23 protein-coding genes and 1 pseudogene are annotated in these 20871 nt (G+C 51.9%); 10 read left to right on the plus strand and 14 right to left on the minus strand.

The window, feature by feature from the left end; genetic code table 11:
* Positions 1–153: integrase core domain-containing protein (locus KO497_RS11930; RefSeq protein ID WP_215942552.1), on the plus strand; the 153-nt coding region annotated here is incomplete at its 5' end.
* Positions 154–187: 34 nt separating this feature from the next.
* Here KO497_RS11930 and KO497_RS11935 read toward each other — a convergent pair.
* The gene (locus KO497_RS11935) at positions 188–1210 is read right to left on the minus strand and encodes a PAS domain-containing protein (protein ID WP_215944201.1); all 1023 of its coding nucleotides are present in this window, start codon (positions 1208–1210) and stop codon (positions 188–190) included.
* A gap of 339 nt (positions 1211–1549) precedes the next feature.
* Between KO497_RS11935 and KO497_RS11940 the strand changes: the two are divergent.
* The 4 genes and pseudogenes from KO497_RS11940 (at position 1550) to yddG (ending at position 5448) form a co-directional block, all read left to right on the plus strand.
* A pseudogene (locus KO497_RS11940) lies at positions 1550–2377 on the plus strand (EAL domain-containing protein).
* A gap of 149 nt (positions 2378–2526) precedes the next feature.
* On the plus strand, positions 2527–3702 hold the full coding sequence (locus KO497_RS11945; RefSeq protein ID WP_215944202.1) for an acetyl-CoA C-acetyltransferase: 1176 nt from the start codon (positions 2527–2529) through the stop codon (positions 3700–3702).
* A gap of 74 nt (positions 3703–3776) precedes the next feature.
* Positions 3777–4499: an acetoacetyl-CoA reductase gene (gene phbB / locus KO497_RS11950; protein WP_215944203.1), complete on the plus strand. Its 723-nt coding sequence runs from the start codon at positions 3777–3779 to the stop codon at positions 4497–4499.
* A gap of 85 nt (positions 4500–4584) precedes the next feature.
* Positions 4585–5448: an aromatic amino acid exporter YddG gene (gene yddG, locus KO497_RS11955; RefSeq protein WP_215944204.1), complete on the plus strand. Its 864-nt coding sequence runs from the start codon at positions 4585–4587 to the stop codon at positions 5446–5448.
* Between the two features lie 5 nt (positions 5449–5453).
* Here the strand turns inward: yddG and KO497_RS11960 are convergent, their stop codons facing one another.
* The 3 genes from KO497_RS11960 to KO497_RS11970 all read right to left on the minus strand — a co-directional run bounded on the left by KO497_RS11960 (position 5454) and on the right by KO497_RS11970 (position 6730).
* On the minus strand, positions 5454–5618 hold the full coding sequence (locus tag KO497_RS11960) for a YdcH family protein (RefSeq protein WP_215944339.1): 165 nt from the start codon (positions 5616–5618) through the stop codon (positions 5454–5456).
* A gap of 138 nt (positions 5619–5756) precedes the next feature.
* Positions 5757–6515, minus strand: a complete 759-nt coding sequence (locus KO497_RS11965; protein ID WP_354668117.1) for a tRNA1(Val) (adenine(37)-N6)-methyltransferase — start codon at positions 6513–6515, stop codon at positions 5757–5759.
* Positions 6512–6730, minus strand: coding sequence for a putative signal transducing protein (locus tag KO497_RS11970; protein WP_215944205.1), 219 nt, complete (start codon positions 6728–6730; stop codon positions 6512–6514). Before KO497_RS11970 ends, KO497_RS11965 begins: the two co-directional genes overlap by 4 nt.
* Positions 6731–6782: 52 nt before the next feature.
* Here KO497_RS11970 and KO497_RS11975 point away from each other — a divergent pair, with 52 nt between their 5' ends.
* Positions 6783–7781, plus strand: a complete 999-nt coding sequence (locus KO497_RS11975; RefSeq protein WP_215944206.1) for a polyprenyl synthetase family protein — start codon at positions 6783–6785, stop codon at positions 7779–7781.
* Positions 7782–7789: 8 nt separating this feature from the next.
* On the opposite strand, the gene KO497_RS11980 is transcribed toward KO497_RS11975, so the two are convergent.
* The 4 genes from KO497_RS11980 to KO497_RS11995 form a co-directional block, all read right to left on the minus strand.
* On the minus strand, positions 7790–8617 hold the full coding sequence (locus KO497_RS11980; protein WP_215944207.1) for a 4-(cytidine 5'-diphospho)-2-C-methyl-D-erythritol kinase: 828 nt from the start codon (positions 8615–8617) through the stop codon (positions 7790–7792).
* Positions 8610–10307 carry a tetratricopeptide repeat protein gene (locus tag KO497_RS11985; protein ID WP_354668118.1) on the minus strand — a complete coding sequence of 566 codons (1698 nt, stop codon included), beginning with the start codon at positions 10305–10307 and terminating at the stop codon, positions 8610–8612. The genes KO497_RS11980 and KO497_RS11985 overlap by 8 nt, the downstream gene beginning before the upstream one ends.
* Positions 10308–10424: 117 nt before the next feature.
* Positions 10425–12077 (minus strand): electron transfer flavoprotein-ubiquinone oxidoreductase, encoded by a 1653-nt coding sequence (locus KO497_RS11990; RefSeq protein WP_215944209.1) that lies wholly within the window; start codon positions 12075–12077, stop codon positions 10425–10427.
* A 97-nt stretch (positions 12078–12174) separates the two neighbouring features.
* Positions 12175–13116: a phosphatase PAP2 family protein gene (locus KO497_RS11995; RefSeq protein ID WP_215944210.1), complete on the minus strand. Its 942-nt coding sequence runs from the start codon at positions 13114–13116 to the stop codon at positions 12175–12177.
* Between the two features lie 222 nt (positions 13117–13338).
* On the opposite strand from KO497_RS11995, the gene greA reads away from it, so the two are divergent.
* The 4 genes from greA to KO497_RS12015 all read left to right on the plus strand — a co-directional run bounded on the left by greA (position 13339) and on the right by KO497_RS12015 (position 15971).
* On the plus strand, positions 13339–13809 hold the full coding sequence (gene greA, locus KO497_RS12000; protein WP_215944211.1) for a transcription elongation factor GreA: 471 nt from the start codon (positions 13339–13341) through the stop codon (positions 13807–13809).
* A 44-nt stretch (positions 13810–13853) separates the two neighbouring features.
* Entirely contained in the window at positions 13854–14861 is a 1008-nt protein-coding gene (locus KO497_RS12005) for a hypothetical protein (RefSeq protein WP_215944212.1), read from the plus strand.
* 67 nt (positions 14862–14928) lie between these two features.
* Positions 14929–15645, plus strand: a complete 717-nt coding sequence (locus KO497_RS12010) for an AzlC family ABC transporter permease (RefSeq protein ID WP_215944213.1) — start codon at positions 14929–14931, stop codon at positions 15643–15645.
* On the plus strand, positions 15642–15971 hold the full coding sequence (locus tag KO497_RS12015; RefSeq protein WP_215944214.1) for an AzlD domain-containing protein: 330 nt from the start codon (positions 15642–15644) through the stop codon (positions 15969–15971). The genes KO497_RS12010 and KO497_RS12015 overlap by 4 nt, the downstream gene beginning before the upstream one ends.
* Positions 15972–15988: 17 nt before the next feature.
* On the opposite strand, the gene KO497_RS12020 is transcribed toward KO497_RS12015, so the two are convergent.
* The 6 genes from KO497_RS12020 to KO497_RS12045 form a co-directional block, all read right to left on the minus strand.
* Positions 15989–16633 (minus strand): hypothetical protein, encoded by a 645-nt coding sequence (locus KO497_RS12020; protein WP_215944215.1) that lies wholly within the window; start codon positions 16631–16633, stop codon positions 15989–15991.
* Positions 16634–16635: 2 nt separating this feature from the next.
* On the minus strand, positions 16636–16770 hold the full coding sequence (locus tag KO497_RS12025; protein ID WP_215944216.1) for an aa3-type cytochrome c oxidase subunit IV: 135 nt from the start codon (positions 16768–16770) through the stop codon (positions 16636–16638).
* 84 nt (positions 16771–16854) lie between these two features.
* Positions 16855–17331: a DUF6173 family protein gene (locus KO497_RS12030; protein ID WP_215944217.1), complete on the minus strand. Its 477-nt coding sequence runs from the start codon at positions 17329–17331 to the stop codon at positions 16855–16857.
* Entirely contained in the window at positions 17328–18368 is a 1041-nt protein-coding gene (locus KO497_RS12035; RefSeq protein WP_215944218.1) for an MBL fold metallo-hydrolase, read from the minus strand. Before KO497_RS12035 ends, KO497_RS12030 begins: the two co-directional genes overlap by 4 nt.
* Positions 18365–20074: an acyl-CoA dehydrogenase gene (locus KO497_RS12040; protein WP_215944219.1), complete on the minus strand. Its 1710-nt coding sequence runs from the start codon at positions 20072–20074 to the stop codon at positions 18365–18367. The genes KO497_RS12035 and KO497_RS12040 overlap by 4 nt, the downstream gene beginning before the upstream one ends.
* A 131-nt stretch (positions 20075–20205) precedes the next feature.
* Positions 20206–20778 carry a YqgE/AlgH family protein gene (locus tag KO497_RS12045; protein ID WP_215944220.1) on the minus strand — a complete coding sequence of 191 codons (573 nt, stop codon included), beginning with the start codon at positions 20776–20778 and terminating at the stop codon, positions 20206–20208.
* Between the last annotated feature and the right edge of the window lie 93 nt (positions 20779–20871).

A 20871-nucleotide genomic window follows, 5' to 3' on the forward strand; every position in this document is an offset into this window, starting at 1 on the left:
GTTCGCGGCGAATGGCTGGGACAATACATCTTCGAAACGATTGAGGAGGCACAAGACCAGGCGACTGAATGGCTCTGGACTTACAACAACGAGCGGCCCAACATGGGCATCGGCGGCATAACTCCCGCAATGAAATTGAAAACAGCCGCATGAATTCTATGGCTGGACCCCATTAAAAATGGGGGGATTACCCTAAGACCTTAATGCTGGCCTCTTTTATAGCTTTACCAGATTCAGTCGCATAACTTTGTAATAGTTTTTCTCGGTTTTCACCTTCGAAAACACTGTCATTAAAAACACGTGTCTCCGAATGTGGTCGATCGCATTGTGTTTGCAGTTCTTTTAAGAGTTCAGCGACAGCGGCAAGGAACAGCGCTGCGTCCACTTGGACGGACACCTCGGACGACACTGTTCGTTTCGCTCCTTTTTCATTTCTGAAGCCATCCAAATGGCCCTGAACTTCGTCGGACATCAATCGATAATTTTGTGAAATAGCCGAAATAGGGCCGCCTGCGGGCTCTAAACGTGAAGCAACAATGCGCATATTAGACGGAATCCCGCGAATGGCGTCAAAGAAATCAAACAGCTTTTTTTGCTCATCGCTCAACTCTAAAAGTTGGCGAGACATCGCCTCGAGCGCAAAGGTGAGTTTACTCGAGCTGCGGGAGAGCGCAACGTCACGTGCAGAAATTTCTTGTCCGATTGCGTGAGACGAAAACGATTCGTAATCGTCGAAACCTTCGGTTTTGAGGGACGCCAAAATAAGCTCGGCACTCTCTTCAGCAGAAAGGCCTTCGTGCTCTTGTTCCAACACCCTCGCGTACAACTCTCGCGTTTTATCGAACAATGCTGACGACGGTTTCAGCCCAATCGACAAGTAACCATTCTCAACAGGTGAAATGATAGCATAAACCCAGTAGGATTTGCCATTCTCACATTGGTTTAAGATATATACGCCAGCGGATTCACCTTGTTGAAGGTGTTTCCAAAGAATATGAAATACTCCTTTTGGCATTTCAGGATGACGGACAACGTTGTGGGAGGCCCCCAGCAGCGCGTCCCATTCGAACCCAGAGACACGCTGAAAAACATCGTTGCCTCCAGCGATTATCCCGTGTTCATCAGTGGCCGAGAATAACAGTTCGTCGAAACCGAGCCGACCGTCGTCAAGATGGCTTTGAAACGTTGATGTGCTGTGTTGAAAAGTCATGATCTGCCCAGATATTGTTTACGCCCACATACAAACAATTTGTTCTTGCTATATCGTTAAGAGATCTCGTCTTAAGTCGTGGCGTGTCACAGCGCTCCTAACTGTGCGCGGTCAAATGTGTCGTTGTTTATGCGCTAAACCCCTTAAAATCTGAATCAACCTTCATGCAATCGGCATCTTTTCCACATGACCTGAACTACATTTCAATGAAATCAAAGCCTTAAAACTTTTACCCAAAATCAATATAAAATTGCTTAAAATTCACCAATTTACCTGCCGTTATCTACTCTGAGCCATGTTGTTTCAATGACGAACAATCGGCGCACGAAGGAGTCAGAGATGACCAGTTCAATTTCATTACAGGGCGGCTTTGACAGCCCATTGTCTGCCGCGATAACAGAACGCGATCGCAACACCATGCAAATGGTGCGCGACGCAATCAAAGCAAAACAGGTCATGTTAGCGTATCAACCCATCGTACAAACGCTGCGCCCTGACCGCCCTGCGTTTTACGAGGGACTTCTGCGTGTTTTGGACAAAAATGGACGTGTCATTCCTGCACGCGAATTTATCGAAGTCTCTGAAACGTCAGAAACAGGGCGCGAACTTGACTGTTTGGCCATCGAAATCGGGTTACAAACCCTGTTGGAACAACCAAATATTCGCTTATCTATTAATATGTCAGCACGATCCATAGGTTACCCACGATGGAAAGAAACGTTGCTGAATGGGCTAGCGAAAGATGAAACCATCGCAGAACGCTTGATTCTAGAAATCACTGAAAGTTCGGCTATGATTATGCCCGACATGGTCAGTTTTTTTATGACCGAGCTGCAGGCTAAAGGTATATCATTTGCGTTGGATGATTTCGGCGCTGGGTATACTGCTTTTCGGTACTTTAAAGATTTTTATTTCGACATGGTCAAAATCGATGGTGCATTTATTCGTGACATTGCGAACACGCCAGACAATTAAGTACTGACCCAAGCACTCATCTCAATTGCTCGACATTTCGATATGTATACCGTTGCAGAGTTTGTCGAAACGAAGGAGGATGCTGATTATCTTTCTTCTATTGGAGTCGACTGCTTACAAGGGCATTATTTCGGCGCAGCAACAATCGATCCTCTGTGGAAACAGCGCTCTGTACATAAAATTGCCAGCTAAACTGGATTTTTATGGAAAGTAAGGCGACCTGACCATTGATTATGATGCAGTCGCGGCATAGTCTTGAGTCGGGGAGTGCGCAACTTTGTTGCAAAAAATTCGCCTTATTGGCAATCTCCCTCTAAATTTTTAGGAGAGATAGCACTATCATGACAAATGTCGTAATCGCCTCGGCCGCTCGCACCGCCGTTGGTAGCTTTGCCGGCTCTTTTGCCAATACGCCAGCACATGACCTTGGTGCCGCAGTCCTTGAAGCCCTAGTTGCGCGCGCCGGTATTGAGAAAACCGAAGTCTCTGAAACCATTCTAGGCCAAGTTTTGACTGCAGGCCAAGGCCAAAACCCTGCTCGCCAAGCACATATCCTTGCTGGTTTGCCACAAGAATCTTCGGCGTGGAGCATCAATCAAGTCTGTGGATCTGGTCTACGCACCGTCGCATTGGCAACTCAACATATTATGCTTGGAGATGCAGACATCGTTTGCGCTGGCGGACAAGAAAACATGTCCTTGTCTCCCCATGTCGCCAACCTTCGCGCAGGCCATAAGATGGGCGATATGCAGTTCATCGATTCGATGATCAAAGACGGCTTGTGGGACGCATTTAACGGCTACCACATGGGCATCACCGCTGAAAACGTTGCCAAGAAATGGGACATCTCGCGCGAAATGCAAGATGCCTTTGCATTGGCATCGCAGAACAAAGCGGAAGCTGCGCAGCTGGCTGGTAAGTTTGTGGATGAGATTATTCCGTTCACGGTCAAAACCCGTCGCAGTGAAACTGTTATAGACGCAGACGAATACATCCGTCACGGCGCGACACTTGAAAGTATGCAAAAACTGCGCCCTGCGTTTGATCGCGAAGGCACTGTGACTGCCGGCAATGCCTCTGGCCTCAACGATGGCGCGGCAGGCGTTTTGCTAATGTCCGCCGAAAACGCCGCCAAACGCGGCATCAAGCCACTTGCACGCATTGCATCCTATGCAACAGCGGGTCTGGACCCTTCCATTATGGGCGCGGGCCCGATCCGAGCATCACAAAAAGCGCTTGAGAAAGCTGGCTGGAAAGCGGCAGATCTAGATCTTGTTGAAGCCAATGAAGCTTTCGCCGCACAGGCCTGTGCCGTAAACAAAGACATGGGTTGGAACCCAGAGATTGTGAACGTCAATGGTGGCGCGATCGCGATTGGTCACCCAATCGGTGCTTCTGGTGCGCGCATTCTCAACACTTTGTTATTCGAAATGCAGCGTCGCGATGCGAAAAAAGGTCTCGCAACACTTTGCATTGGTGGTGGCATGGGCGTCGCTCTGTGCGTTGAGCGCGATTAACAAAGACTCACTGCGCAACCATTTTGCGCAGTGATACACCTTTATTTTTGAAATTACTCGCCGGGGAGGGCACAATGGCTAGAGTTGCACTTGTAACAGGAGGCACGCGCGGAATTGGCGCTGCCATCTCGACGAAATTGAAGGCTGAAGGCTATGAGGTCGCGGCGAATTTTGCTGGCAATGAAGACGCTGCCGCAAAATTCACGGCCGAAACAGGCATTCAAACATTTAAGTGGAATGTCGCGGACTATGATGCCTCAAAAGCAGGAATCGCCGCAGTCGAAGACGCTCTAGGTCCAATTGACGTCGTTGTCGCAAACGCAGGTATCACACGCGATGCGCCGTTTCACAAAATGACCCCTCAGCAATGGCATGAGGTGATTGATACAAATCTCACAGGCGTCTTCAACACAGTTCACCCTGTGTGGCCCGGTATGCGCGAACGCAAATTCGGACGCGTGATCGTTATTTCATCGATCAATGGTCAAAAAGGTCAATTCGCACAGGTGAACTATGCCGCGACCAAAGCGGGTGATCTGGGTATTGTAAAATCACTGGCCCAAGAAGGCGCGCGCGCAGGCATCACAGCGAATGCGATTTGCCCCGGCTACATCGCGACCGAAATGGTTATGGCAATCCCCGAAGAGGTTCGGAACAAAATCGTCGCGGGTATACCTGCGGGCCGCCTTGGCGAGCCAGAAGAAATCGCGCGCTGCGTCGCGTTTTTGGCAAGTGATGATTCGGGCTTCATGAACGGGTCTACGATTTCCGCAAATGGCGCACAGTTTTTCGTTTAAATTAAATGCATGCGTAACAATTCGGGTCGCCTACGGGCGGCCCTTTTTGTTGACCTGAACATACTAAGCGGACATAGATCGAACCATGTCTCAACGCTCCGCAACCTTCATTGGATTTATCGCTATTATACTGTGGGCGCTACTCGCGCTTTTGACAGTCGGCACAGATCCTGTACCGCCCTTCCAATTGAATGCGCTTTGCTTTTCAATCGGCGGGATCATCGGGCTTGCATGGATTGCGACAACCAAAAGTTGGTCTGATCTTAAGCGCGTCCCCCTGTCGGTGTATGTCTTTGGAACGCTGGGGCTTTTTGGTTATCATTTTCTTTATTTCTCAGCCTTGCGCGCAGCGCCACCGGCAGAAGCAGGGCTAATCGCCTATCTTTGGCCGTTGCTGATCGTTTTGTTTTCAGGGCTTTTACCTGGCGAGCGTCTACGCCTGCTCCATATTGTTGGGGCGGTCATATCTTTTGCTGGCGCCAGCTTGATTGTCGCTGCAGGTGCCGAATTCGAAATTGAGAGCCTATTCGGATATGGGCTTGCACTGGCCTGTGCATTTACTTGGTCCGCCTATTCCGTTTTGTCGCGGCGGCTGGGCGATATCCCGACTGCTTCGGTTACTGTGTTTTGTTTGGCAACAGCCCTGCTATCAACCCTCGCGCATGTATTTTTGGAAACCACGGCTTGGCCAACCGCACCTATAGGGTGGCTGTCCATCTTGGCGCTTGGAATGGGGCCTGTTGGAGCGGCGTTTTATGTCTGGGATATCGGGATAAAGCGCGGAAATATTCAAATTTTGGGCACCGCATCCTATGCCGCACCACTGCTGTCCACACTTATACTGGTTGTATTTGGCGTCACAGCTCCAAAGGGATCACTTTTTCTATCAGCCATTTTAATCACGTTAGGCGCCGGCTTGGCAGCATATGCGAGCCGCCAAACCGATTAAAAAATCTATGCCGACAGGCGAGAAATTTCTTCTTTGAGACGGAGTTTTTGTTTCTTCATCGCTGCAACTTTAAGTGCATCGATACTTGGCGAACGTTGGGCACTTTCAACGGCATCAGCAAGGTTTTGGTGTTTTTTCTTCAACTCATGGATGTGGGAACTCAATGTCATTTCAAATCCTCTCTCTCGTGTTGACTGGCTCATTTTAAAGCCACACAAAGAGTGCAGCATATTTTTTGAGTCTTGTCACCTATCTGTTACGAAACATGTCAGTGGACCGATCTTGGCACGCAAAACCTTGCCAATTTCTTAATCATCCCAGCACAAAGCCGCTGAATGTCGCAAAATAGATAACGCTTTGTCACTGTAACTGTCGCCATCTCGTTCGTGACGCGGCCCATCATGCATTCGCAAAGGGGCCTCGAGCACGAAATCGGCACGCCCCAGTTTGCGCGCTTGAACGATGACCAAACGTGCGGCACGACCTGCCCTTGCCTGAATGGGTCGTACACGCACTGAGCCAAGTCGCCCTTCGAGCGCAGACAGAATATCAAGCAAACGGTCTGCCTTTTGGATCATGGTGAAGTATCCACGAGGCCCAAGCCTGCGCGAGGCGACATCGACCCAAGTGTCCAAAGGTGTTTCACCGCTGACCGCGACATCCCGTCCAAAATCGTCGGATGCTGTGGATTTTTCTTTCAAGTAATAGGGTGGATTGGCGATGACATGGTCAAAGCGACGGTCACGCACATGCAAAGGCAAAGCACGAATGTCCGCCTCTACGACTTCCATGTCCGCGTTGTTTTCTGCTGCATTTCGACGCGCCAGATCTGCATAATAGGGCTGGATTTCGACACCAACAAACGTCATGCCCTGTACGCGCGCATTGAGACACAGCGAGGCAGCACCTGCACCGCAGCCAAGTTCTAAAACGGATTGGCCCGCCGCACCTGGTGTGGCGGCAGCCAGAAGAACAGGATCAACCCCCGCGCGATAACCACGCGCAGGCTGCCTAAGCTGCACCAGACCCATTAAAAATGCGTCAACAGTCTCGGACTGATCCGTCACTCAGGCTCCAACTCAAACTCATTATCGATAAGAATTTGACGTGCCTCGGCAAGATCATCATTGAGCACCATGAGGCGGCGCGGCAATATGCCAACGGACCCTTCTAGCACGCTCATATGGACGTCCATTTCAAAGCAGTTTATATCGTCGCCAGCAAGCAGTGCTTTGGCATAGATGATTTTCATCGGGTCAGTTGTGCGTAAGAGCTGTTTCATGTTTCCGATTTAACGGCAGACGGTTTGATTTGTCGAGTGAAGGACCTGAAGAATGAGCCTTGATAACGCAACTGTTAAGCCACATGAAAAATTAGCAGCGGCACTCGCCTCAGAATTGGCAGAGGTCAATACACTTATCAAAGAGCGCATGGCCTCTAAACATGCGCCACGTATTCCTGAAGTGACCGCGCATTTGGTCGAGGCAGGCGGCAAACGCTTGCGCCCGATGCTGACACTCGCGGCGGCCAAAGCCTGCGGATACGACGGCCCCTATCACATTCATCTCGCCGCCACGGTCGAGTTCATTCATACGGCCACATTGCTGCATGACGATGTTGTTGACGAAAGCGCCCAGCGCCGCGGTCGCCCGACCGCGAACCTGTTGTGGGACAACAAATCATCGGTGCTTGTGGGCGACTATCTGTTCGCACGCTCATTCCAATTAATGACTGAATGTAATTCTATGCGTGTGATGCATATTTTATCTGGCGCTTCAGCTACGATTGCCGAAGGTGAAGTGTTGCAACTGACGGCCGCGCAAGATTTGGCCACGACGGAAGACATTTATCTGCAAGTTGTTCGAGGAAAAACCGCAGCGTTGTTTTCAGCCGCGACAGAAGTTGGCGGCGTAATTGCCGAGGCCGACCCTGCGATCACCCAAGCCCTGTACAACTATGGGGACGCCTTAGGCATATCGTTCCAAATCGTTGACGACTTGCTGGATTACGAGGGCACTGGCGAGACTGGCAAGAACATCGGCGATGATTTCCGCGAACGTAAGCTGACGCTGCCCGTGATCAAAGCTGTGGCCAAAGCAGACGATACGGAGCGCGCGTTTTGGGTGAAAACCATCGAAAAGGGCAAGCAAGACGATGGTGATCTAGAGCACGCGATTGCCTTGCTCAAAAAGCACAACACATTGGCCGAGACACGTCTTGAGGCCCTGAACTGGGCTGAAAAAGCCAAAGCAGCGTTGATCACATTACCAGACAGCGACATTCGCCAAATGTTGAGTGACATCGCAGATTACGTTGTCGCGCGTCTGCGCTAAAACAAAGATCAAGCGGGCAAAGTACTGGCCGCTTTCACCCACCACCATGGATTACTCTGCGCTATCTGCGCTGCGGCCATTTCTGCCGTAAGCCTGTCTGGATAGATCGCAAAGCAGGTCGCGCCTGAGCCGGACATCCGCGTCAACAAAACCTCGGGCGAAAGCGCCAAAGCCACCAGCACTGCGGCCACTTCGGGGGCAAGTTTTGCAGCTGGACTTTGCAAATCATTGCGCTGCGTGCCCAGCCAATCTGTAAACGCAAGACTGTCTGGCCAGTGCGGCAACTCTTCGGGCATTGGGCGATTATCTTTGCGCGCCAACTGCGCAAAGACCGCTGGCGTCGACACTTCTACCCCGGGGTTGACCAAAACAAGATGCAAAGATGGCAGTTTAACCGGCGTTAAAACATCACCAATGCCCTGCATGCGCGTCGATTTAGACGCCAGACACACCGGCACATCGGCACCAAGCAGCAAAGCATGATCGGAAGTCATCTGCGGGCCACCAAGGCGCATCGCTGCGCGAATCGTCGCCGCAGCATCCGCGGATCCGCCCCCTATGCCTGAGGACGGCGGAAGATGTTTATCCAACGTCAACTCCATCGGAAAGCCGCAAGCTGTTGCCGCCTTCACGACCAAATTGCTATCCCCCAAAGGCACGCCTTGCGCGAATGGCCCGGTGACCGCAAGGCGTGTTTTATCGGCGACCTCTGCCGTGATTTGATCGCCAACGTCCACAAACGCGACAAGACTATCAAGCATGTGATAGCCATCATGACGCTGTCCTGTCACATGAAGTGACAGATTGATTTTTGCTGGCGCAAAGACTTTAACCATCGGTAGGGGTCCGCGTTGGCTCCAGCCCCTCTTCTATCAAAACACGGTCCAATCCGATGGACAGCTTCAAACGAATCCGTTCCGCGTCTTTTTCAGTTGGATCAAAGGACAACGCACGGTTCCACTGAAAGCGCGCCTCGCGTGTGCGTCCAACAGCCCAATACACATCCCCCAAATGGTCATTCAAAATGGGATCAACGGGCAAAAGTGCTGTCGCCTTTTCCATGGGGGCCACGGCACCCTCATAGTCACGCAGACGGAACAATCCCCAAGCCAAACTGTCGGTGATATAGCCGTCATCTGGACGCGCAGCCACTGCGGCGCGGATCATGCTCATGGCCTCATCGAGGTTCTCATTCATCTCAAGAAATGAATACCCCATGTAATTCAAAACCTGCGGCTGGCCCGGTTGCAGTTCAAGCGCATGGCGAAAATCGGCTTCGGCTTTGGCCCATTGACCATCTCGCTCATAGGCGATGCCCCGCGTGAACAACAAAGGCCACTCGGCGGCTGTAAATTCAGACACCTTAGACAGAGCGGTTGAATAGGCATCGATCGCCTCACCATACATTTCTTCACGCCGCATCGCATCGCCCAGCGCCGTATAGACCTCGGGCATATTGCTATGGGTTTTGGATAGGGCACGCAAAACCTCAAGCTCTGCATCCGATTTACCCTCAGCACGCAACGCGGCAGCGCGACCCAATTCGGCCAAGTAAAAGGTGGGAGAGGCAGGATCAATGGCACTATAAACTTGTGTGGCCAGATCGTAATGCTGCAAACGTTCCAGAATGTTTGCAACTCTCAGCGCGTAATCTGCTTTATCTGGGCGCAATTCCAATGCAATCCGCGCGTATAAAAGCGTGTAGCCATCGTCAAACCCGCCATTCACAGCATCCGTGACAGAACTAAAGACTTCAGCGATACCATCTTGTGCATTGGTCACAATATCAAACGGTACGCTTTCGCCCGATGCCAATTGCGCGTCAAACGCAAGCACTTGCGGGTCGCGCGTCGGCCCGAACGCATCACGCAGCAACTGGCGTGCATCATCGTTACGCTCCAACTGACTAAGCATTTGCGCGCGGGCGAAAACCACCCCACCAGTTTGCGGCATAGACGGATCGGACAATAACGCCAAACCGCCCTCAAAGTCGCCCACCAAAGCCAAGGCCAAAGCGTGACTATAAGGGCCAAAGACTTGAAAACCATCATCGCCTTTTGAAAAGGCGTCAAACAGCTCCAGCGCCTCGCTCATTTCGCCCTTACCCACATGAGCCCAAGCGCGGCTCAATCCGTCAACGATAGATGAGACGCCCTCGCCCGCTTCGATGATGGTCAAAAGGGCATCCCAGTCCCCAGCTTCAACATAGCGAGGAAACAAAATCATCGCGGCAGTTTGACTGCTGGGGTCGATGTCTTTGAGCATCGTCGCATAGCCAAAGGCATCGTCAAATGCGCCAACAGAAATTTTGGCTGCGATTAAGGTTTCCAATAAATCTGGGTTGCGCGGATCAGAGACAAGAGATTGGCTCGCATACTGAGCTTGCTCTTGGTAATCGCGCTCCATCACAGCCTGACGCGTCGCCAAGTAAGACCCTGCATCAGCGAAGCTCGCTGTGGTCGAAGACAGTGTCAAACCAACGGACAGACCCAAGGCGGCAAGTTTTAAAATCGCGAACTGTTTCACACGCATCTCCCTATGTGTTGACATAAGCCTAGCGCGCACATTCGGGGGCTGCAATGGATGGGGGGCCCGCAAAGGCCCCCTAAACTGTTCAATTAAATCATGTTCGCGGCAAAACGCTTACATATTAGGATAATTCGGCCCATCCCCGCCCTGCGGAACGGTCCATGTGATATTTTGGCTCGCTTCCTTAATGTCGCATGTCTTGCAATGCACGCAGTTTTGGAAGTTGACCACAAACTTAGGCTCTTGGCCTTCTTCCGTCAGATATTCGTAAACACCTGCGGGACAATAACGCGCGGCAGGTCCGCCGTAGACGTTATAGTCTGTGGAAACCGCAACAGCAGGGTCCGCCAATCGCAAATGGCTTGGCTGACTTTCTTCATGATTTGTTGCCGCAAACGACACATTTGTCAGGCGGTCAAAGGACAGCACGCCATCCGGTTTCGGATAGTCAATCATCGGATAATCGCTGGCCTTGCCTGTGCTTGCCGCATCAGATTTACCGTGCTTCACCGTGCCAAACAATGACGTCCCAAGGATCGTGTTGCACCACATATCAAAGCCACCCAGCGCCAAAGACGGGAACAATCCCAGCTTAGACCAAAGCGGCTTCACATTGCGCACTTTTTTCAGGTCTTTGCCAACCGCGCCGCTGCGCAATTCAGTTTCGTACGCCTCAAGTGTATCGCCAGAACGTCCGTCTTTAAGCGCCGAGACAACGGCCTCAGCAGCCGCTTTGCCAGACAACATCGCGTTATGATTGCCTTTGATCCGCGGCACGTTCACCAAACCAACAGAGCAGCCCAGCAAGGCCCCACCTGGGAATGCCGCCTTAGGCATCGACTGATAACCGCCCTCGGAAATCGCGCGCGCGCCATAGGCCACGCGTTTACCGCCTTTGAGCAGCTCAGCAATCATCGGGTGATGTTTGAACTGTTGGAATTCCATATAGGGGAACAGGTTCGGGTTTTTATAGTTCAAGTGAACCACGAAACCAATAAACACTTGATTGTTTTCAGCATGATAGACGAAAGCGCCGCCACCAGCTTTGCCGCCCAAAGGCCAGCCCATTGTATGGGTCACTGTGCCCTCGACGTGTTTGGCGGGGTCAATTTCCCAGATCTCTTTCATGCCAAGGCCGTGCTTTTGCACGTCGCGCCCAGCAGACAGGTCGTATTTCGCAATAACCTCTTTGGACAAAGACCCACGCACACCTTCGGACAGCAACACGTATTTGCCATGCAATTCCATGCCGGGCTCTGAATCAGGGCCAAGCGTGCCATCAGCTTCAAGACCAAACACACCCGCGACCACGCCTTTAACTTCGCCGTTGTCGCCGTAAATAAGCTCAGAACAGGACATGCCTGGGAAAATTTCGACGCCCAGCTCTTCGGCCTGCTCAGCCATCCAGCGACACACGTTGCCCATCGACACGATATAATTGCCGTGATTGTTCATCAAAGGCGGCATTGGAAAATTAGGAATGCGGATTTGACCAGCGGCACCGAGCATATAAAAATTATCGGTTTTCACAGGTGTGTTCAGCGGCGCGCCTTTGGCTTTCCAATCGGGGATCAATGCATCAAGACCACTTGGGTCTAGCACAGCGCCTGACAAAATATGCGCGCCCACTTCTGAGCCTTTTTCCAAAACAACAACGTTTAGGTCAGCATCGAGCTGCTTCAATCGGATTGCGGCGGATAGACCAGCAGGCCCCGCCCCAACGATAACGACGTCATATTCCATCGCTTCGCGCTCAATATTTGACATAAAATTGCTCCCTCGATCAGTCAATCGTTCAACCTTCCTACCCTTTAAAACTAGGCATGGTCAATTTCTGGAAGGTCATTTTGTACGTTATCAGCAATTATTTTTTGAACAATTGCCGCAAAGCAGCATAAAGCACCAAGACGCAGACGATAGATGCATAGCCATCCACTGCATAATGCCAGCCCGTATAGACCGACAAAAACAAAATCGTCACGGCAAAAGCAATCGCGACAGGCGCAAAGAACCAGCTTCGCTCTGTCATATAAACCGCCCATACAGCAGCAATCGCCACATGCATAGACGGAAACGCGGAAATGGCCGCCCCGCCGGTATTCATGCCATCGTCCGTGACGAGCGCCTCCCAAAGCCGCGTTTGTAAAGCGTCCACAGAGGTTCCGGGGAATGTTAAATCTTTGAGCGATGCAATCATTGGCGCAAAGGCGTCTCCACCATAATAGCGATCAATGTAAATTGGCCCCACAGATGAAAATGCCGTGGCGATCACATTGCCAATCAAAATCCATGCCAAGGCGTAGAGCGCCAAAAATCGAACCTTGCGGGCCGGATCTTGATCACTCAATGCCAAAAACGCTGGGAATGAAAACGCGAAAGCTCCCCAAAAACCGGAATAGGTCCGCACGGCGCCATCCGTATCTATATAGGCGCTCAACCGATGCGACAGTTCCCAAGGCGCCACGCCGCCGTGCAATGCAAGATCCCATTGCGCGAACATCCCATCGGCCCAATAAGGCACCAGTACGGGAATGGTCCCCTTCATCAAAGTGTAAGCACACACCAAGGCAATCGTTGCGATAAACCCATATAGTGCCTCAGAAATGCGCGCGGGATGACGCACCACGTAGTAGACAAGAACGGGGAACAACCACATTACCCATGGGCCTGCGCCCATATATTTAATCAGATCCGTGGCCAAGAACCCGATTTCCATCAAATGCCCAAAGGAAAACCCATAAAGAACCACAGTCGTGACGATGGCAAAGATGAGATAGATAATGGAAAATCTTGCAAAAACAGTCATTTGGCCTTGGCTCTCTCAAGATTGTTTACGTTCACCTGATGTATTGTTTACGAATGCGGCACAATTATGGAAAACAACACGGATTTTTTCCGCCGCTCGCACCTCGTCAGTGGTGTCTGCTCTTGCAATTTGGGCGCGTTCGGGGTCTGGTGTTTGAACAAAATCAACAACCAGACGCGCAGCATTCAGTGCTGTGACGTCTTTTTCGTGCGAATGAGTGCTATGGAAAAAATTCTTATGACCCGCGCCGGTCACGCCGCGCTGAGTGCTGAGCTCAAAAATCTCACTTCAGTTGAACGCCCTGCAATCATTCAAGCGATTGCAGAAGCGCGCGAACATGGCGACCTATCGGAAAACGCCGAATATCATTCAGCACGTGAGAAACACAGCTTCATCGAAGGCCGCGTCAAAGAGCTCGAAGGCATCTTGTCTTTGTCTCAAATCATCGATCCCAAAAGCCTGTCAGGCGCTGTCAAATTTTCTGCGACGGTTACGATTGTTGACGAAGACACCGATGAAGAAAAAACCTATCAAATCGTCGGCGAACACGAAGCTGATATTGAAAACGGCTTGCTAAACATCAAGTCGCCAATCGCACGCGCTTTGATTTCAAAAGAAGAAGGCGATAGCGTCGACGTTCGCACACCCGGTGGCTTGAAAAGCTACGAGATTCTCAAAGTTGAATACATTTAGTCCGCAAGGGCTGTCTGCTTAAAATATTTCGCTGGGAGGCCACTTTGGCTCAAGACGGCAAACAATCCATCGAACTTGGCGTGTACACCCGCCCAGAAGATGATGCGCGTATCACGACGACTGAAATTATCGCTGGCGCTTTGTCCATCATCTGGTTGGCAATGACAGCTGTTTTTTTCATCGTTGTCGATGGTGGTGACAACGAGTCTCACTTTGACAGCATCCGCTTTGTCATGATGCTGATCGCTATTTTCATGCCGATTGCCATGATTTGGGTCGGCGCACTTGCCGTGCGCGCCTCTCGGACGATGCGTGATGAAAGCAGACGTCTGCAGGCTGCAATTTCTGCAATGCGCCAAAGTTATCTTTCTGGTCAAGGCAGCGGTGCCTCTGCATCCGTTGAAAAAAAGCTCGAAGAAATCGTGGCCGCACAGCGTAAAACGCAGACGACGTTGGCGACCTTTACCTCAATCCGCCCCCAAGAGACCCCGCCCGAAGACAGGCTTGCGATTGCATCGCCGGTCTTGGCCGAGGATCAAGCCTCTTTGGCCTTGGGAACACCGTCAGAAAATCTGGCACCGCCCTTATCGGTTGCAGACTTTATTCGTGCGATGAATTTTCCTGAAACAGCGGAAGACAAAGAAGGTTTTCGTGCCCTACGTCGTGCATTGACCGATCGCAAAGTCAGCCAGCTTATTCACGCCGCACAGGATATTTTAACCCTGCTCAGCCAAGACGGCATTTATATGGACGATCTGCGCCCAGACCGTGCCAAGCCAGAGGTTTGGCGCCACTTTGCCAAAGGCGAACGCGGTCGTGTTGTGGCACCTTTGGGCGGAGTGCGTGATCGGTCCAGCTTGGCGCTGGCCTCTGGGCGGATGAAACAAGACGCCATTTTTCGCGATGCAGTCCATCATTTCTTGCGCAAATTCGATAAAACCTTTGCCGAATTCGAAGCCACAGCAACGGACGAAGAAATCGCTGCCCTGTCGGATTCACGCACAGCGCGCGCCTTTATGTTATTGGGCCGTGTCGCAGGAACTTTTGACTAGATTTATATAAATCGCCCCATTGACGATCAGATCGACCATTGATTCAGATATTTTTTGGAAACAGACCATGCAGCAGCCCCATCAACGCAAGCCGTTCACTCAAGGCGCTTTAGACAGTCTGCCATTTTTTATCGTCATCGTGCCATTCGGGGTTTTATTTGGCGTGATTGCCACCGAAGCGGGCATGAACTTGGCGCAAGTGATGGGCTTTTCCATACTGGTCATTGCAGGGGCGGCGCAACTGACAGCGCTACAGCTTTTGACAGAGCACGCCCCCACCTTGATCGTTATCGTTACAGCCTTGGCCGTGAACCTTCGTATGGCAATGTATTCAGCATCACTTGCCCCGCACCTTGGTGCCGCCCCATTGTGGAAACGCGCTTTTGCGGCCTATGTTCTATTCGATCAACCTTATGCTCTATCGACGATTGAATTCGAAAAACGCCCCAACCTTAGCACCGCAGACAAGCTGAGGTATTTTTTTGGCGCAGGTGTGCCTTTGGGGCTGACTTGGTACGTCGCAACGTTTGGTGGTGCCGTTTTGGGTGAAAAAATCCCTTCCGATCTTGGGGTTGATTTCGCTGTGCCCATCACTTTTTTAGCCGTCGTCGCGCCTATGCTGAAATCTTTGGCTCATGTCGCAGCGGCGATAACCTCAATTGTCTTGGTGCTTGCGCTTAGTTTTATGCCTTACGGCACAGGCCTATTGGTGGCGGCAGTCGCAGCGCTTGTGGTGGGCGCGCTGGTTGAAACATGGGTTGAAATGCAAAGGAACACAGAATGATTGAGGCCAGCACCGCACAAATCTGGATCATCATCATTGCGATGGGGATCGGAACATATGTGATCCGGTTTTCATTCTTGGGATTGATCGGAAGCCGAGAGCTGCCGAACTGGCTTTTAAAAATGCTTAGGTTCACACCTGTGGCTGTTTTGCCGGGCGTGGTGGCGCCTATGCTGATCGGCAGCAACGCCGCGCATTCCGCCGACCCGCTAAGGTTGTCAGCGGCCATGGTCACACTCATCGTCGGCTTGCTAACCCGCAATGTACTCTACGCGATTATCGCAGGTCTGAGCGTCTTTTTCGGTCTGGGCGCTTTAATCGGCTGATCACATTGATCGGATAATCAATTGAGCAGCAAGTGCGGTGCTTCTACGAAGTGACCATTTTGCGCTGGCGAATCGTCGGAATGAGATGTGGTTGTCACATTTGGCAATTCATCAAACCATGTCATCACCTTTTTGGGGAACATGGTTTGCGGCGCATCTTCAAATCCCGGTAGGCCTGCCAAAATGTCCGTTATGCTATCCGCACATTGCGCCTTAGCCACAGCACCATACGCTTGAATGCGCGCCAAAGCCAATTCTGCAACCTCGGGGCTAACCAGAACGGTTTGCTCGATCACATCGTAGGTCACACGGGCATGGTAATCGATGTAGAATGCAACGGCTGCATCAGACATGCCAAAAATCACATCATTGCGTTCTGGCAAATGCGGGTGGTTGAATGTACCTGCTGGATCAAACATAGCGCGTTGGGACGGCGCGTTGACCATCAAGCCAGAATGTGCGCCCGCACCAGATCGGGCACCAACAACTGTGAAAAGCGTGATCGCGCTTGGCCCATCGTGACGATAGACAGAGCGGGAAACTTCGGAATCGGGCGCCCAAACAGGTTCAGCCGCACCGCAAGCCGTCAAAACAACTGCCGCTAGAAACAACACCCCTAGCCGCAGACCGCGCAACGATCCACTTCCCACACGTTTACTCATACTTAGGTTCTGAAGATCGCGAGGAAAACCAACACGAGAATCGAGAAAACGCCAACGCGAGTTGACCACTTCATGAAGCCTTCAAAAGACTGTTCTTGAACGGAAATATCCATTTCACCGTGTTTATGTTCGGACATGTTCTTTGATCCTTATCGCTATTTTTGGAATGAATTAAAGGAAATGCGCGCCTGTGTCACCTGCTCTTCGCACCCTGTGTGAACTTATGTCTCACTGTTGCTTTCCAGATCGTCGACCAAACGAAACCCAATACGCGTTGCAGCGACTTCTGGTTTTTGCTTTGGCAAGGCGCGCAGCATGACGTTCAATTGGGTCACGTGTTGCACAAGCTGGGTTTTGGTGCCCGCTTCGTCTGATCCATAGAATGTGACGAGATCTGGATCAAAAAACCCCATCCCCTCAATCCGCAACGCGCCCGTGCTAGACCCCGTGTATCCCATCGCGATTTCGTGTTCACCGTCGAGCTGTTCTTCGAAATTTTTGATGTACAAAATCAGACGTTCATAGGCCCATTCCGCAGGGCTTTTTTGATCGACAGGCTTACGTGACAAAGCGGCTGGAAGTGGCTTTTGCTCAGGCGATTGAGGCGCATTGGGATCACTGTGAACCACCCGAGCACGCGGCATTGCGGCGGCTTCCGCAGCTTCGGCTGACGTTTGAATTTGATCTGTTTCGTTCATTGCTGATCCTTACGTTGCCATACGATTGCGCCATCCTCGCGCAGACTGCGGGTGACAAGCCCATTGTGATACAAATGCACGCAATGCGCCATGGCCTCAACCATCGCCAATCCGTATTCGCCGCCTTTGATCTCACGTTTGAACAAAGGCACAAAACAGTCGCAGGCAGCATGTGGCGCGGACAAAAACGCCAGCAGGCGATCCAGTGCGGTGTGATGATTGGCAATCAATTGCGCAAGTCGCGCGGGCAGTCCAGTATAGGGCAGTTTATGCCCTGTCAGAACAAGTTGGCTTTCCAGCGCATGGTTCTGGAACGCCGCGCAAGAGTGCATCCATTCACCCACAGGATCAGCAAAAGGTTCCGTCGCACTGACGCCTAGGTTGGGCGAGATTGACCCCAAAAGCTGATCGCCACCCAAAACAAGCGCATGATCTCGTGACCAAAACGTCGCGTGTTCTGGCGCATGGCCATCGCCACAGCGCACATCCCAGATACGTCCGCCGATTGTTATTTCATCGCCGTCTTTGATCCGCGTATAGCCCAAAGGCAGCTGACCAACGACATCGGCGGTGTTGAACGGGCGTTCAGATATGCGTTTTGACAGAATATCCGACGCCATGCCGCAGGACCGCCAAAATGCAATCATTTCAGGTGTTGGCGCGTCTTGCACATCAAGTTGCAACATACGGGCCATCAAATAAGCGGTACGCGTCATCACAAGCTCTGCGCCGTGCTCAACGGCAAACCAGCCCGCTAATCCGACATGATCCAAATGATGATGCGTGACAATCAGTCGTTTGACCGGCTTAACGCTTAATGGTCCTGACAAAAGTTCGGTCCACAAACGGCGGGACAGCTTTGTGTCTACGCCTGTATCCACCACCGTCCAACCATCGCCGTCGTCCAAAATGTAGACGTTCACATGGTTCAAGGCGATCGGCAAAGGCATCCGCGCCCAAAAAACGCCCTGCGCCAGCTCGATCATTTCGCCCTGTTTTGGGGCCTCATCAAATGGAATGCGTATAGGATCGGTCATCCAGTGCTAAGCTCGTCCATAGAAAAGGCATAAAGGTCCGCCGCGCCAAGGCGGGCTTGCGCCAGTAAAGCGCCATGCTCAGGCAAAAGCCGTCGCATATAGAATGCTGCCAATTTGGTGCGCTTGCCCTCGTCCTTTTCGGCGATGGCAGCCTTTAAATGATAGTGCCCGCCCAAAACGCGCGCAAAGGCGCGTAAAAATGGAACTGCGCCAGCAAAGCGATCGTTCAGCGGCAAGGCGATCATAGCCTCAACACCTTCGCGCAATGTTTCCGCAGCACTCCAAACCTCTTTGGCCAAGGCAGGCATGTGCCCCCTTGCCGCTTCGGCAAAACTTTCGATTTCATCCAAAATCGCAAAGGCTGCATCGCCGCCATCATTGAGTTTTCTTGACACCAAATCCATCGCCTGAATACCGTTAGTTCCCTCATAGATCGACGTGATCCGTGCATCGCGCGCATATTGCGCGGCACCTGTTTCTTCAATGTAGCCCATGCCGCCATGAACCTGAACACCCATCTGCGCCACTTCATGCCCTATATCCGTCCCAAAGGCTTTGGCGATGGGAATCAAAAAGGCCCCCTTGGCCGCCTGATCGGCATCATCAAGCGCCATATCAAGCGCAACGCCGCAAGCCAGCGCGATTGAGCGCGCGACAAACGTTTCAGCGCGCATTGTCGCCAACATCCGTCGCACATCCGCGTGGTCACAAATAGCACCACTTTCGCCAGCCAAAGGCACGCCTTGCACGCGATCTTGTGCATAGCTCAGCGCGCGTTGCGTTGCCGCCTCTGCCACGCCAACACCTTGGGCCGCGACGCCCAAACGCGCATTGTTCATCATCGTGAACATGCACTTAATGCCTTCGTGTTCGCGCCCGATCAGCCACCCCTTGGCCTCGTTATAGTCCATCACGCAGGTCGGTGACCCGTGTATCCCAAGCTTGTGTTCAAGACTGACAACACTGACAGCATTCGCCTCACCCAGACTGCCATCCGCATTGGGAATGATTTTAGGCACCATGAACAAAGAAATCCCTTTGGTACCCTCGACCCCATCCGGCAATCGCGCGAGCACCAGATGGCAAATATTTTCGGCGAAATCACTGTCGCCCCATGTGATAAAAATCTTTTGCCCTGTAATAGAATAGGTGCCGTCGGAATTGCGTGTCGCTTTGCTGCGCAGCGCACCAACGTCTGATCCCGCACCGGATTCTGTCAGGTTCATTGTGCCGCACCACGTGCCATCCATCAATTTGGGCAAATAGAGCGCTTTGATCTCATCGCTGGCGTGATGCTCTAGCGCCTCAATCTGGCCTTGCGACATCAAAGGATTAAGCGACAGCGACAGGCAGGCCCCAGACAGCATATCGTTCACAGCCGTCGCCACAGACAAAGGCAACCCCATACCTCCGCTCTCTGGCGCAGCCAACATGCCAATCCAACCGCCTTTGGCAAGTGTTGCGAAACCATCTGCAAAGCCAGGAGACGTTTTGACAGCGCCGCTCTCCAAAGTGGCGCCCAGTTGGTCACCGCCGCGATCAAGAGGGGCAATCACGTCGCTGGCAAGTTTAGCAGCCTCAGCCAAAATCGCCGCGGCAACGTCTAAATCAACATCAGAAAAACGCTCTATGTCAGACAGTCCCCCAAAATCAACGACCTTGTCCAGAATGAACTGAAATTCATCGGCGGGGGCGCGATATGGCATGTGGTTCTCCTGGGCGGGCCGTCCTTGGTCCGACGACAAACAGTCAGGACTAAGGGCTATGTGAAATATATATGGGTTTAAGTCTACTCAACCTCGCGACTGCGACCAATCTGAACGCTGCGTCATGAGTTTTAGGCGCGCCCAGATTCAGCAGATAAAAGTGCGGCATTGACCCCCAAGGTTTCTAAAGCAGCCGCCCATTTTCGATCACCACTCAGATCAAAAACGATTCGACTGTCCGCATCACAGGTCAGCCAAGAGTTCTGCGCAATCTCCGCATCAAGTTGCCCCGGCGACCAACCCGCATAGCCCAAGCACAACAGACGCCGCATTGGGCCATTGCCCTGTGCAATATCGCGCAGAATATCTTTCGAGGCGGTCATGGAAAACGTATCATCAACGGGCAAGGATGCGTCACCATCGGTGTAATCCGTGCTGTGCAACACAAAGCCACGCGCCATTTCCACGGGACCACCATAGCAAACATCCAAAGCATCCATGGTGTCGCTAGGCGTGATCTCCAGTTGTTCAAAAACATCTTTGGCGGAAATTTGCGCCGACACTTTGTTGATGATCAACCCCATCGAACCTTCATCAGAATGTGCGCACAAATAAACCAAGCCCCCCTCAAAACGAGTGTCTTGTAGTCCAGGCATGGCAATCAAAAGCTTGCCTGTGAGATCGTGAGATGTTGTTTGAGCCATAAGATCAACTCACCCGATCCAGACCTCAAGTGCAAGAGCATGAAGATGGAAAAGAGACGATTTGACCACCCCACGCGCATCTCTCTCAAATGT

This window comes from Pacificibacter marinus, from assembly GCF_018860665.1.
Classification (GTDB): domain Bacteria; phylum Pseudomonadota; class Alphaproteobacteria; order Rhodobacterales; family Rhodobacteraceae; genus Celeribacter; species Celeribacter marinus_A.